Source organism: Allomuricauda sp. CP2A, assembly GCF_001683915.1.
Lineage (GTDB): Bacteria > Bacteroidota > Bacteroidia > Flavobacteriales > Flavobacteriaceae > Flagellimonas.
Genome location: NZ_LXTT01000132.1, coordinates 1 through 14,999, shown reverse-complemented (window position 1 = coordinate 14,999; position 14,999 = coordinate 1). Strand labels below are relative to the sequence as shown.

The 14,999-nt window shown below is 44.9% G+C and carries 9 protein-coding genes and 1 pseudogene; 7 read left to right on the top strand and 3 right to left on the bottom strand.

What is annotated here, in order from left to right; all coding sequences use genetic code 11:
* Positions 1-13: 13 nt before the first annotated feature.
* Together A7D14_RS15895 and alaS are read right to left on the bottom strand one after the other, a co-directional pair.
* A complete protein-coding gene (locus A7D14_RS15895) occupies positions 14-670 on the bottom strand; it encodes a hypothetical protein (RefSeq protein ID WP_067036885.1) in 657 nt (218 codons plus the stop codon).
* Positions 671-672: 2 nt separating this feature from the next.
* Positions 673-3,294 (bottom strand): alanine--tRNA ligase, encoded by a 2,622-nt coding sequence (gene alaS, locus A7D14_RS15890; protein WP_067036883.1) that lies wholly within the window; start codon positions 3,292-3,294, stop codon positions 673-675.
* A gap of 123 nt (positions 3,295-3,417) precedes the next feature.
* On the opposite strand from alaS, the gene A7D14_RS15885 reads away from it, so the two are divergent.
* The 7 genes from A7D14_RS15885 to pbpC all read left to right on the top strand — a co-directional run bounded on the left by A7D14_RS15885 (position 3,418) and on the right by pbpC (position 14,706).
* Positions 3,418-4,395 carry a M23 family metallopeptidase gene (locus A7D14_RS15885; RefSeq protein WP_067036881.1) on the top strand — a complete coding sequence of 326 codons (978 nt, stop codon included), beginning with the start codon at positions 3,418-3,420 and terminating at the stop codon, positions 4,393-4,395.
* A complete protein-coding gene (locus tag A7D14_RS15880; RefSeq protein ID WP_067036879.1) occupies positions 4,395-4,724 on the top strand; it encodes a MerR family transcriptional regulator in 330 nt (109 codons plus the stop codon). The genes A7D14_RS15885 and A7D14_RS15880 overlap by 1 nt, the downstream gene beginning before the upstream one ends.
* Before the next feature lie 23 nt (positions 4,725-4,747).
* Positions 4,748-5,347 carry a LemA family protein gene (locus A7D14_RS15875; RefSeq protein WP_067036877.1) on the top strand — a complete coding sequence of 200 codons (600 nt, stop codon included), beginning with the start codon at positions 4,748-4,750 and terminating at the stop codon, positions 5,345-5,347.
* A gap of 2 nt (positions 5,348-5,349) precedes the next feature.
* Positions 5,350-5,787: a TPM domain-containing protein gene (locus A7D14_RS15870; RefSeq protein WP_067036875.1), complete on the top strand. Its 438-nt coding sequence runs from the start codon at positions 5,350-5,352 to the stop codon at positions 5,785-5,787.
* Complete coding sequence (locus A7D14_RS15865) at positions 5,768-6,559, top strand: TPM domain-containing protein (RefSeq protein WP_067036873.1); 792 nt, start codon at positions 5,768-5,770, stop codon at positions 6,557-6,559. Before A7D14_RS15870 ends, A7D14_RS15865 begins: the two co-directional genes overlap by 20 nt.
* A gap of 145 nt (positions 6,560-6,704) precedes the next feature.
* Positions 6,705-12,263: an alpha-2-macroglobulin family protein gene (locus A7D14_RS15860; RefSeq protein WP_067036915.1), complete on the top strand. Its 5,559-nt coding sequence runs from the start codon at positions 6,705-6,707 to the stop codon at positions 12,261-12,263.
* A gap of 10 nt (positions 12,264-12,273) precedes the next feature.
* Positions 12,274-14,706, top strand: a complete 2,433-nt coding sequence (gene pbpC / locus A7D14_RS15855; protein WP_067036871.1) for a penicillin-binding protein 1C — start codon at positions 12,274-12,276, stop codon at positions 14,704-14,706.
* On the opposite strand, the pseudogene A7D14_RS15850 reads toward pbpC, so the two are convergent.
* A pseudogene (locus A7D14_RS15850) lies at positions 14,703-14,999 on the bottom strand (hypothetical protein); the annotation flags it as partial. The gene pbpC and the pseudogene A7D14_RS15850 overlap by 4 nt on opposite strands.

Sequence of the window (14,999 nt, the reverse complement as noted above, 5' to 3'; positions counted from 1 at the left end):
AAACAAATGCTTGTTACTTGCAGTCATCAATACTTGTAAGCATATCCCTGTATTGGTCTTCCAGTTGGTCTTCCAACTGTTTCATAAATCCAAGGGTGCCCACCAATTCCTCCATGGATTTGTTTCGCAGGGCTTCCGTGGCCTTGTCCATCTGATTTTTCACCAAATCTTGGGTGTTATACAATGCCTGAAGGTCGTACAAACAGTCATATCCAAACTCATGGAATATCCCAGTAGACTTGGACACATCCCACGCAATACTGCTCAAATCGGTGATTTCAAGATTGATGGAAGTGTTCAAACCATAGCGATAAAGCCCATTGTCCATGGCTGTTGAATCGACCTTTTCAACAAATTCAGAATATTTTTTTGCGAAAGCATGCATGGCTTCCGAAGAGGTTATGATGTCTTCATCCTTATTCCTTATGTCGTTCATGTCAGAAAAGAATGCAGGGATTTTTTGGTTCAAGGTGCTATTTTCCAGCAGTTGATCCAAATTTGCCTTGATTTCCTCCTCAATCTTTTCCAAAGCTACTTCCTTGTTTTTTTGAACCGTTTTGGAGGTGTTCCAATCATTGAACCATATAGCCAGATTGATCCCCACAAACAGCAGGAATATCTCCCCAAAGATATATTTCCAGTTGAACTCTCTTATTTTGAAGAATCTCATGTTTACGTTGTTGCCTGAACAATCTCCTCAGCATTTGCCAAAGCGGCCGGAATGCCTTCAGGTTTTTTGCCCCCTGCTGTGGCAAAGAACGGTTGTCCGCCGCCCCCACCTTGAATGTGTTTGCCCAGTTCCCGGACAATATTTCCCGCGTTCAATCCCTTATTGGACGCCAAATCTTTGGAAATGTAACACGACAGCACCGCTTTTCCATCATTTTCGGAAGCTAACAACAGGAACAAATCGTTGACCTGTCCCCCCATTTCAAAGGCCAAATCCTTGATGCCACCTGCATCCAAATCCACCTTTTTGGCCAAAAATTGAATACCATTGATTTCCTTTAATTCGCCGATCAATTCGTTTTTGAGTCCCTTTGCCTTGTCCCTCAATAATTGCTCCACCTGCTTTTTCAGGGCATTGTTCTCTTCTTGCAAGCTTGCCACGGCCTTTACGGGGTCTTGGGAGGTATTCAACAAATCCTTTATTTCAAAGAGCATGCGGTTGTTCTTGAAGAAGAATTCCTTGGCAGCTTCGGAGGTAATGGCCTCAATCCTACGGATTCCTGCGGCCACAGCGCCTTCTGAGACAATCTTAAAATGCCAAATGTCCGCGGTGTTCTTCACGTGGGTACCTCCACAAAGCTCAATGGATTGCCCAAAACGGACGGTACGGACGGTATCTCCATATTTTTCACCAAAAAGGGCCATAGCCCCCTGTTCCATAGCTTCTTTAATTGGAATATTTCTATGTTCCTCCAACGGTAATTGACCTTCAATTCGCGCATTGACAAAGTTTTCCACTTCACGCAACTCCTCTACCGTCAATTTGGAGAAATGGGAGAAATCAAACCGTAAATGTTTGGCATGTACCGCGGAACCTTTTTGCTCCACATGATCTCCCAAAACTTCGCGCAGGGCCTGGTGCAACAAATGTGTTGCCGTGTGGTTACAGGCCGTGTGAAAACGTTGTTCTTGGTCCACTACAGCCTTAAAGGTTCCTGAAACATCCTTGGGGAGGTTCTCTGCAAAATGTACAATCTCGTTGTTCTCCCTTTTGGTGTCCACAATATAAACCACATCACCGTTGGGAGACTCCAGATAACCTTTGTCACCTACTTGGCCTCCGCCTTCGGCATAAAACGGGGTCAAATTAAAGACCAACTGATATTGATCTCCGCCTTTTTTACTGCTCACTTTTCGGTATTTCACCAATTTTACATGGGCTTCCAAGGTGTCATATCCCACAAATTCCTGCTCAGAATCCTGATGCAACACTGTCCAATCGTCTTTAGATACTTCGGATGCTGCTCTAGACCTGTCTTTTTGGGCCTTCAATGCTTTTTCAAAACCTTCAACATCCAATTGATATCCCTTTTCTTCCAGAATAAGGGACGTAAGGTCGATGGGAAACCCGAAGGTGTCGTAGAGTTCAAAGGCTTTTTCGCCATCAATGGTCTTCCCTTTTGATGATTTTATAACGGAGTCCAATAATACCAATCCTTGTTCCAGGGTGCTCAGAAAAGAGTTCTCTTCTTCCTTGATCACATTTTCAATCAACTGATGGTTCTTGGGAAGTTCCGGGAACGCTTTTCCCATACTTTCACTCAACACCTTTACCAAGCGATGGATAAACGGTTGTTTGGTGCCCAAAAAAGTAAACCCATACCGAATGGCACGGCGCAATATCCTTCGGATCACATAGCCTGCACCCGTATTGCTCGGCAACTGCCCATCGGCAATGGCAAAGGCCACAGCTCGGATATGATCGGCCACCACCCTGATGGCGATATCAGTCTCTTCACTTTTCCCGTATTTATGACCCGTGATGGTCTCAATCTCTCGAATCAAAGGTGTGAAAACGTCGGTATCGTAATTGGATTTTACATCTTGCAGTACCATGCACAGACGCTCAAAGCCCATACCGGTATCGATGTGCTTTTCGGGAAGGTCCTCCAAAGACCCATTGGCTTTTCGGTTGTATTGAATGAACACCAAATTCCATATTTCCACTACTTGCGGATGGTCTTGGTTCACCAAAGATGCCCCTGAAATTTTAGCTTTTTCTTCTTTGGGCCTAATATCAACATGGATTTCGGAACAGGGGCCGCAGGGACCTTGATCGCCCATTTCCCAGAAATTGTCCTTTTTGTTCCCCATAATGATTCGGTCTTCGGGAACAATGGCTTTCCACAAATCGTATGCTTCTTGGTCCAATTCCAATTTGTCATCCTCACTCCCCTCAAAAACGGAGACATAAAGACTGTCCTTGTCTATTTTGTAGACCTCGGTCAACAATTCCCATGCCCAGTGGATAGCCTCTTTTTTAAAGTAATCCCCAAAACTCCAGTTGCCCAACATCTCAAACATGGTATGATGGTAGGTGTCCTTGCCCACTTCATCCAAATCGTTGTGCTTGCCACTTACGCGAAGACATTTTTGGGTATCGGTAACCCTTTTTGACTTTGGAATGGAATTCCCCAAGAAAAACTCCTTAAACTGGTTCATCCCAGCATTGGTGAACATTAAAGTGGGGTCGTTTTTCATCACCATCGGCGCTGATGGCACTATTTTGTGGTTTTTTTCTTTAAAAAAGTTTAAAAATTGGGTTCTAACTTCTTGGGATGTCATTGAATTCCTAGGGTTTTCTTAAATTTAACACTTTAAACAAAACAATTTTTATATTTGCTTGTTTTGATAAAAAGAGCCTGCCTGTCGGCAGACAGGTGAGCAAAAATAGGATAAAATCCATTCATGTCTAAAGTTAAGTACTATTACGACCCGGATACACTTTCCTATCGAAAGATTGAGCCAAAGAAATCCAAAAGATATCGAAATCTCTTTCTGTTTCTGGTAGGTTCTGCCTTGTTCGGTTTTCTCGGACTCATCATACTTTTGAACACAAAATGGGTTAATACCCCCAAGGAACTTTCCTTGGAGCGTGAAGTACGAAATTATGAACTCCAATATGACATCCTGATCAGGAAGATGGAGCAAATGGAGCAGGTTTTGGCCAATATTGAGGATCGCGACAACAATATCTATCGTTTGTACTTTGAGGCCAACCCCATTCCGGAAGAACAGCGAAGAGCAGGTTTTGGGGGTGTCAATCGTTACAAATCCTTGGAAGGCTTCAACAATTCAGAAATCATCATAAACGCCACAAAGCGATTGGACATCATCCAAAAACAGATGGTCATCCAATCCAAATCGTTGGACGAGATAGCCAAACTGGCTGAGGAAAAGGAGAAGCTTTTGGCGTCCATTCCAGCCATACAACCTGTGAGCAATGAAGACCTTACCCGAATGGCATCGGGTTACGGATGGCGTTCGGACCCATTCACCAAAGCACGGAAAATGCACTGGGGTATGGATTTCACCGCACCGCGGGGCACACCTATTTATGCTTCCGGGGATGGCAAAATTAGCCGTGCCGATAATAGGTCATCGGGTTATGGAAAACACATCCGCATTGACCATGGATATGGCTATATTTCGTTGTATGCCCACTTGAGCAAGTACAATGTCAGTGTAGGCCAAAAAGTAAAGCGGGGGGACCTTATCGGTTTTGTGGGCAACACAGGACGTTCCGAAGCTCCCCATGTACACTATGAGATTTTTAAGGACGGGGAGCGTATCAACCCCATCAACTTCTATTATGGAAGTTTAACAGCCGAAGAGTTTGACAATATGCTCAAGTTTGCCAATCAAGAGAACCAATCCTTGGATTAATGCACGTAGAACTTCCCGAAAAACGCTACTATGGTATTGGCGAAGTGGCCAAAGCCTTTGGGGTGAACACATCCCTGATCCGGTTTTGGGAAAAAGAGTTTGACGTGCTCCAACCCAAAAAAAATGCCAAGGGCAATCGTAAATTTACCCCCCAGGATATCCACAACCTCCAATTGATCTATCATTTGGTGAAGGAACGGGGGTTTACGCTGGAAGGTGCCAAAACCCATCTGAAAGAAGAAAAACAAAAGACGCTTTCCACCTTTGAGGTCGTCCAGAAACTTCAAAAAGTAAAGGCTGAATTGTTAAAAATCAAAGACCAGCTATAAATAAAACACTAAAACCAGAAGAAATGAAAAAATGGTTAATCCCCTTAATAATTGTTGTTGTGATTGCCTTTGGCCTCTACCAATGGGCCGTGGGATTCAACAACACCGCTGTACAATATGAGGCCGATGCCAAAACAGCTTGGGCCAATGTGGAAAGTACGTACCAACGAAGAAACGATCTTATTGGCAATCTGGTCAAGACCGTACAAGGTGCCGCCGATTTTGAAAGAGGAACCTTGACCGATGTAATAGAAGCCCGTGCCAAGGCCACCTCAACAACCATAGATGCCAACAATATTTCCGCTGAGCAATTGGCTGAATTTCAACAGGCCCAAACCGGACTTTCCTCTGCACTATCCCGACTTTTGGTTACTGTGGAGCGTTATCCAGAGCTCAAGGCCAATCAAAATTTCTTGGAACTGCAATCCCAATTGGAAGGTACGGAAAACAGAATCAATGTGGCCCGGGATCGGTACAATGAAAAAGTGAACATCTACGATATCCACATCACCAAGTTTCCAGGTAAAATATTGGCCGGATGGTTTGGTTTTGAGGACATGCCCCGCTACCAAGCAGACCCCGGAGCAGAAAATGTTCCTGAAGTAAACTTTGAGTTTGATTAAGCATGTCGCACGTTGAGGAATTTTTAACCGCCGAAGAAGAACAGGACATTATCGATGCCATATTGGAGGCAGAGAAGAACACTTCCGGGGAAATTCGTGTACACATTGAAGGCACCGCTAAAATAGACCATTTTAGTCGAGCGCAGCAGTTGTTCCACTTTCTAAAAATGGACAACACCAAGGAAGCCAATGGGGTGTTGATCTATGTTGCCGTGGATGACAAAAAATTTGTTATCTACGGGGATAGTGGCATTGATCGCGCCGTTCCCAAAGGATTTTGGGACTCTACCAAGAATGTTATGGCTTCCCATTTTAAAAAAGGACATTTTAAACAGGGTATTGTGGAGGGAATTTTAATGGCTGGAAAGGAATTGGAGTCCCATTTTCCATGGGACCATAATGATACCAATGAGTTGAGCGATGCTATATCCAAGGGCTAGCCTTTTAGTACTTGCATTTTTATGCGTTTCCATAAGCTGGGGACAATTTACCATACCCGAAAAACCCCAAAAACAGACCAGTGTCTATGATTATGTGGACCTGCTGTCATCTTCGCAAAGCAGTGCTCTGGAACAAAAATTGATTCGGTATTCCGATAGTACCTCAACCCAAATTGTGATTGCCATCATCAGTTCCACGGAAGGGGAAAACATCAACTATTTGGGGGCGCAATGGGGACAAAAATGGGGCATTGGACAAGCCGACGAGGATAACGGCGTACTTGTGCTTCTGGCCAGGGATGATAGACGGATTGCCATCAACACCGGTTATGGCACCGAAGGTTCCCTTACCGACTTTATGTCCAAACGCATCATAGAATCCATTATCATTCCTGAATTTAAGAAAGGAGATTACTACGGCGGGTTGGACAAAGGCACCGATGCCATTTTTCAAGTGTTGAATGGGGAATTCAAGGAAGACCGCTCGTTTAATGGAAATAATGAGTTTCCCAAGCAGCTATTTTTTCTGATCATCTTCTTCATCGTGATTATAATCATTCTTTGGAGCCGAAAAAACAAAGGTGGTGGCAAAGGTGGTGGACGCCGTGGAAGGGGTTTGGACATTTGGGACATGATCATATTGAGCAATATGGGGCGTAGCTCCGGTTCCTCTGGTGGTTTTGGCAGCGGTGGATTCGGAGGTGGCGGTGGATTTAGTGGCGGCTTTGGCGGCGGCGGTTTTGGCGGCGGTGGTGCTTCTGGGGGGTGGTAGTCCACAAATATTCCTAAAAATCAAATACCATAAGGGTCATCCGTAAATCCTAACACGGCATCCGTAAAACAGAACAAGCCCCCTACCCATTTTTAGCTATCTTGGCTTTGGCTAAATGTATTGTGTAATTAATTCCCTTTTTGGTATGTCAAGGCTTTTTAAATTTTCCGTTGTTTTTCTACTGATTTTTGCTGTTTCCTGTAAAAAAAAGACAGGTCAAAGTGATACGGACAATCTCTTCAAATTCAAAGATTACATCAGCTACCATACCCATGGCAACCAAAGCATCTCTGCTCCCATTAAAATTGTTCTGGCCCAACAATTGACGCAATATGAACTGAATCAAGAGCTTCCTGCGGAATACATCAACATTTCTCCCAGCATTGAAGGGAGTCTACTTATAGAAAATGGCAGGGAACTTACCTTTCAACCTTCGGAATACCTAAAACCCGATACCGAATATGTGGTCACCCTCTCCCTGAACAAACTTATGGAGGACATCGAGAGCGATTTTAAAAAATACACCTTCAGTTTTAAGACCATTACGCCAAATTTTAAAGTCAATCTGGGCAACCTACAATCCTATAGCAGGGAATGGCAATATTTGACCGGGACCCTGGATGCTTCCGATATTTTGGAGGCTTCCAAAATAAACAGTGTACTCTCAGTCCAACAAGGCGATAAAAAAGTTCCTGTAAAATGGGATAACACCTCCGAAAACGCCCAATATTACAGTTTTAAAATTGATAGCATTGCCCGAAAAACAGAAGATGGCGAATTGACCATCAACTGGACAGGGAAAACGTTGGGCATTGACAATGAAGGTTCTGAAAAATATTCCATCCCGGGCTTGAATAAATTTGTGGTGATGGATGCCAAGACCACATCGGCTCCCAATGCGGTTTTGACCTTGAATTTTTCCGAACCCTTGCAGCAGAATCAAAATCTAAATGGATTGGTAACCGTTGAAAATGCGGAAAGTCTCCGATATGAAATAGATGGCAATGTACTCAAGGTCTACCCCTCCAACCGCATTTTGGGCGAAGTACGGGTCAATGCCTTTGAAGGCATAAAGAGCGAATATGGATTCACCCTGAGCAATACCTTTTCAGAACTGGTCTCTTTTGAACAGTTGAAACCCAATGTCCGCTTAATTTCCAAAGGAACCATTTTGCCCAATGCAGCATCCACTCCCATTTATTTTGAAACCGTGAACCTATCCGCCGTGGAAGTTCGGGTCATACAGGTGTATGAAAACAACATGCTGCAATACCTTCAAAACAATGACATAGCTACGGAATATTTATCAGATTTAAGACCTGTGGGGCGAAGGGTGGCCTACAAAGTCATTCCGCTGGACGAAACCGGTGACGAAAATACAAGTTACTGGAAAGCCCATGCCCTCGACCTTTCCGAATTGATCAAAATTCATCCCGGTTCATTGTACCGGGTCGAGTTCAGCTTCAAAAAAGAACATACTACGTATGACTGTGGCGATTCCACAACTACTGAAGAAAAATCCGTTGACTATGCCTCAGAAAGCGCCAGTGATGAGGCCATGGAGGAACGCTATTGGGACAATGAAATCTATTATTGGCGGAATTATGATTACAATTGGGAGGAACGGGACAATCCTTGCCATTTGGCCTACTATAACGACACCCGAATTGCCTATACCAATCTTTTGGGCAGTGATTTGGGGCTTATCGTTAAAAAAGGGAACAATCACTCCCTTCATTTTGCCGCCACCAACCTATTGACCACCAAACCCGAGGCCAATACCAATATCAAACTCTACAATTATCAGCAACAACTATTGGGCGAGGTGACCACGGATGCCTCTGGATTTTCCATTTACGATGGCGAAAAGACCGTTGCTTTTGCCGTGGCCCAGAAAGACAATAATTTTGCCTATGCCAAATTAATGGACGGCAATGCCCTTTCCCTGAGTAAGTTTGATGTTTCGGGGGAAGAATTGCAAAGTGGGCTCCAAGGCTTTATCTACACTGAAAGAGGGGTGCACCGTCCGGGAGATGTGGCCCACCTGACCTTTGTTTTGGATGATTCTGCCAACCCCCTTCCACAAGGGCATCCCGTAGCACTGGAGGTGACAGATGCCCGTGGCAAACTCGTGCAACGCAATGTGCTCACCGAAGGAACCCTTCCCGTATCCGATGGACTCTATGCCAAAAAGGAGGAAAAATTCTATTATTTCCCAGTTCCTACCCAACCCAATTCCCCTACGGGAACTTGGAATGCCAAAATTGTGGTGGGCGGCGCACAGTTCAATAAAAGTTTGAAAGTGGCCACGGTAAAACCCAACCGATTGAAGGTGGATTTTTCCTTTGATGATGACGTGTTGACCGCAAACTCCAATAACAGCGGAAAAGCAACGGTACAATGGCTGCACGGTGCTCCCGCACGCAATCTTAAAATCGATATCAATGCTACCTTGAAGCAGACCTCAACCGCATTTCCAAAATTTAAGGATTATGTGTTCCAAGACCCTGTGCGCAGTTTCAATGAAACCGAATTGCAATGGATTTCCTCCAAATTGGACGCCAATGGGGTTTTGAATATCAACGAAAAAATAAATGTCAACGGCAATGCCCCTGGAATGCTGCAGGCCACTTTTACCACAAAAGTGTTTGAAGGTGGTGGTGATTTCTCCATTGATGTGTTCTCCAAAAATTTGGCCCCTTTCTCGCATTTTGTAGGGCTTCGTTCCCCAAAAGCAAAACAATACGGTTCTTTTCTGACCGATGAAAACACTTCGTTTGATCTTGTATCCGTCGATGCCCAAGGCAATCCATCCGGTAATCGGAAATTAAAAGTTCAGGTATTTAAAATTGAATGGCGTTGGTGGTGGAACCGAGGTTACGACAATCTCTCCCGATACGAAAATGCCACCGTACACCGTCCGTTCAAAGAAATGAGCATCACCACAGGAAGCGATGGAAAAGCAAATTTCAATATCAATGTCCCCGATGAAGAAGGCGGCCGTTTTTTGATTCGCGTAATAGATGAAGCCTCCGGCCATGCTACGGGTCGTACCGCCTATTTCTATCGAAACTGGTGGCGAAGACCCGCTTCCAACGATGCTGAAAGTTCAAAAATCTTGATTTTTTCAGCAGACAAGGAAAAATATAAACTGGGTGAGGAGGCTATAGTCACCTTCCCCTCGGACAGAGGTGGTCGTGCCTTGATCAGCATTGAAAATGGAACTGAAGTCTTATCCCAAAAATGGATTGAGACTTCGGCCAAAGAAACCAAGGCCACCATTCCCATTACGGCGGAAATGGCGCCCAATGCTTATATTAATATCTCATTGTTGCAGCCACATGGGCAGGTGGCCAACGATTTGCCCATTCGATTATACGGCGTGGTCCCGCTCTTGGTTGAAGACCCGTCCACTTTTTTGGAACCGCAACTTTCCATGCCCGATGTGTTGGAACCTGAGAAATCCTTTAAGGTGACCGTCTCCGAAGCCAATAAAAAAGCTATGACCTATTCCTTGGCCGTGGTGGATGAAGGATTACTGGACCTTACCCGATTCCAAACGCCAGACATTCACAGTGCTTTTTACGCAAGACAGGCACTTGGGGTAAAAACTTTCGACATTTTTGATGATGTTATGGGGGCCTATTCCATCAGTGTGGACAATATTTATGCGATAGGTGGTGGTGGCATCGGTGCCGGTGCCAAAAATAGAAAAGCACAGCGGTTCAAACCTGTGGTCACCTATTTGGGCCCATTCACCTTGAAAGCAGGTGAAAAAGCATCGCACACCATTGATATGCCCAATTATGTAGGTTCCGTCCGCACCATGGTAGTGGCTGGAAACTTAAAAAGTGCCTACGGCAATACCGAAAAAACCACTCCGGTTCGTAAGCCGCTGATGGTTCTGACCTCAATTCCAAGGAAACTATCTCCTGGGGAAAAAGTGACGATTCCAGTGACCGTTTTTGCCATGGAACCCAAAGTGAAAAATGTGAAGGTTTCCATCAATGCAGGTAGGGCACTGGAACCCATCGGGGAAACCTCAAAAAATATTACGTTCAATGCTGTTGGGGAACAGATTGTGAATTTTGATTTTAAGGTCAATCTGGCTGCGGCATATCAAACGATACAAGTGACCGCCTCCGGGGCTGGGGAAAATGCCAGCAGCGAAACCGAAATCGATGTGGAAAACCCCAATCCGATTACGACAAGAAGTGAACTGTACACCATTGAAAGTAACAGTTCCCAGACCATTCCGTTTGAAACTTTTGGAACTTCGGGCACCAATGAAGCCTTTATTGAGTTCTCCACCCTTCCCCCAATGGATTTTTCAAAACGGATGGATTTTCTGCTCCGCTACCCCCACGGATGTGTGGAACAGACCACTTCCGCCGCTTTCCCGCAATTGTTTTTGACTGATGTACTGGACATCACTTTTGAACGAAAAAAGGATATAGAAAAAAACGTGAAGGCAGCCATTCGCAGGTTGGGTGATTTCCAAACCCCAAGTGGCGGCTTAAGCTATTGGCCGGGTTATGGCCATGCCGATGATTGGGGCACTTCGTATGCCGGTCATTTTATGTTGGAAGCCAAACAACAAGGCTATCAATTACCACTGACTTTCTTGAGCAACTGGCTCCGCTACCAAAAAACTACAGCCCGCCAATGGAGCAATGCGGCCACAAGTTATAATAATGATATCGCTCAGGCATATCGTCTCTACACTTTGGCTTTGGCGCAGCAACCCGAATTGGCGGCCATGAACCGACTCCGTGAATCCAAAAATTTAAGCAACGAGGCCAAATGGCGCTTGGCAGCGGCTTATGCATTGGCCGGCAAGAAGGAGGTGGCCCAAGCAATTGCCCAAAAAGCCAATATCAACTTTGTTGCCAACAGTTATAATTACAGAACCTACGGTTCCGTGTTCCGAAACAGAGCCATGGCCTTGGAGACCATGGTCATTCTTGGGGATTCCCAACAAAGGGAGTTGGCCGTTTCCTTGGCCAAGAACCTATCATCCCAAAGCTGGTACAGCACCCAAGAAACAGCTTTTGCCCTATTGTCCATGGCAAAAATGGTGAAGAAAAATGGAGGTAAGTCCATCGACTTGACCTTTACCAACAATGGAAAAGAGGTTTCCGTAAAAACCGATAGAGCCATTGCGCAAAGAAGTCTTTCAATCACATCCTTTAAAGAGGAAATACAAGTGAACAACAAACAGGGCAATACCATTTATGCCACCTTGACGCAAACTGGAAAATTGCCTGTGGGCGAAGAATTGGCCCAGCAACAAAACCTTACCCTTTCCGTGGCCTATTTGGATGCCATTGGAAATTCCATCAATGTAAATGAGTTGCGCCAAGGTACCGAGCTTCAGGCACAGATTACCGTCTTTAACAGTTCCAACGATGATGTGGACAATCTGGCCCTGACCCATATTGTTCCAAGCGGATGGGAGATTGTGGATACTTCCTATACCGATGGTGGCAACCCAAATGCAGCCAAGGCAGATTATGTGGATACCCGGGATGACCGTACCCATTTGTATTTTGACCTTGGGGCAAGAAAATCCAAGACCTTTACCCTAAAATTAAATGCTTCATTCTTGGGTGATTATTATCTGCCCGGCGCCCAGGTGGAAGCCATGTATGATAACAACTATCAAGCCCGAAACAAAGGAAATTGGATTAAAGTAGTACAGTGATGCGGTGTGGATGAGAGATTTTTTATTGCCAGTAAAAAAGATTGCAGCAAAACACAAATTCAAGATTGTTGTGTTGGGCCTCCTATTGATTTTGTGGCTCTTTTGTCTGCCCAAAAACCTGTTTGAAGACCCTACCTCAACCGTGGTCAATGCTTCAGATGGAACCTTGATTGGTGCACGAATCGCCAATGATGGTCAATGGCGGTTTCCACAATTGGATTCCGTTCCCGAACGGTTTAAGCAAAGTATTTTGTTGTTTGAGGATGAATATTTTTACAGGCATCCCGGCTTCAATCCCATTTCCATAATCAAGGCCATTGGGCATAATTTGACCAAAGAGACCCGAAGGGGTGGAAGTACCATTACCCAACAGGTCATTCGGCTCAGTCGGAAGAACAAAAGTCGCACCTACTGGGAAAAATGTATTGAAATCTTCATGGCTACCCGGTTGGAATTTAGCCATTCCAAAGAAGAAATTCTGAATCTATATGCATCCCATACACCCTATGGTGGCAATGTGGTGGGGTTGGAAACCGCAGCTTGGCGGTATTTTGGGATTCCGGCCAAAGAACTGAGTTGGGGGCAATCTGCTGCCTTGGCGGTTTTGCCCAACGCTCCCGCTTTGATTTTCCCCGGACGGAACGAACAAGAACTTCTGGAAAAAAGAAACCGGCTGTTGGAAAAACTTCGGGACAAGGGCACCATTGACCAAACCACCTACGAATTGGCCATTTCAGAACCCCTGCCCCAAAAACCGCTGCCCCTTCCAGATATCGCGCCCCACCTTACCGAGCGTATCCGCATTGAGCATCCGGGAGAACGCATCACCACTTCCATCCAAAGACCCTTACAACAACAACTCAATCTGTTAGCGGAACGGCACTATCAGCAGTTAAAAAGCAATGAAATCCATAATCTGGCCATTTTGGTCTTGGATGTGGAATCCCGAAACGTTTTGGGGTATGTGGGAAATTCCCCTTCGGGGAAGGCACATGGCAATTATGTGGACATCATCACCAAAAATCGAAGTACGGGAAGCACTTTAAAGCCATTCTTGTTTGCATCGCTATTGGACGAAGGGCATGTGTTGCCCCATAGTTTGGTGGAGGATGTCCCTACCGTCATCAACGGGTACAATCCGCAAAATTTTGACAAAAAACATGTAGGTGCCGTTCCTGTCAGCAAGGCACTCTCCCGTTCCCTAAATGTCCCTGCAGTACGACTATTACGGGAGTATGGCCTTCAAAAATTCTATAACAAGTTGCATAAAATGCAATTGAAATCCTTGGACAAGCCTTCATCGTATTATGGCCTCTCCCTGATACTTGGAGGGGCCGAAAGTTCCCTTTGGGAAGTGACCCAAACCTATGCTTCGTTGGCATCAAGCTTGAATCATTTTACAAATAACTCCAGCACCTATTTCAGCAATGAATTTGTGGCACCCACCTATTTATCCAATGATGAAGTGAATTTTGGTGAGCAGCAGTTTGACTCTCCCATTGTAGGTGCCGGGTCCATTTATAGCACTTTTCAGTCCATGTATGAGGTAAACCGCCCGGAGGGGGATGAGAATTGGCACTTTTTTGATTCTTCCCAACCCATCGCTTGGAAAACGGGCACCAGTTTTGGGTTTAAGGATGCTTGGGCCGTGGGAGTGACTCCCAAATACGCCATTGGGGTGTGGGCCGGAAATGCGGATGGTGAGGGAAGACCGGGGCTAACGGGAATCACTGCCGCAGCCCCCATATTGTTTGATGTGTTGGATGCGTTGCCCCGCAGTGGTTGGTTCCCAGAGCCTTTTGACGACCTCGTGGAAGTGGAGGTTTGTGCCGAAAGTGGTTATCGTGCATCGGTGTATTGTGATGCAACCAAAAAGGAACTCGTCCCCACCCATGGCACCCGAAGTGGCCCCTGCCCTTATCATCAGCAATTGTTTTTGGATGCTTCTGAGCAGTTTCGGGTGAATTCAGATTGCTATCCTTTGGAAGATATGGTGGCCAAATACTGGTTTGTGCTGCCTCCGGTTTTGGAATACTACTATGCATCTTCCAATCCCAATTACAAACCCTTACCGCCCTATCTGCAAGGATGTTCCTCCTTGGAAAACCAACGTATGGAATTCATTTATCCGAAAAAAAATGAAGCTGTGCTCCTTCCGAAAGATTTGGGTACCACCACTTCGGATGTTATTCTGAAGTTAGCCCATCAACAGTCCAATGCCATTGTCTATTGGTATTTGGATGAAACCTATGTGGGGAAAACGGAAAATTTCCATGAACTGCTACTGGACATTCAACCTGGCGATTACACCTTGACTGTGGTGGATAGCGAAGGGAACCGTATGCAACAACAGGTGGAGGTTAGGCAGGCTTCGGGGGGATTAATTTCACAAAAGCATTACTTCAATAAAATTAAAAACTACCCAGTCAAAGTTTTCATTTAAGAGCTTCTCTTGTTAAACCTAATGGACTGAGGCAATGGAGAACATAAATCTTTATTAATAATCTTGGAGCGCATCATTTTTTTATCATTAAAATGACGTGACATATTTTGTACAATCGTTGTGAAATTATCAGTGCCATCACTTTTTTTATGATAGAAAATTTGAATTGATTCACAATTTTCATGTTCAAATATAGTATTAAGCAATATGCGATCGGAAATACCACAGGAATGGCCCATTATATATAATTTAAACTTTTGTGAATCAATAAAATCAATAAGTCTCCTATAAGA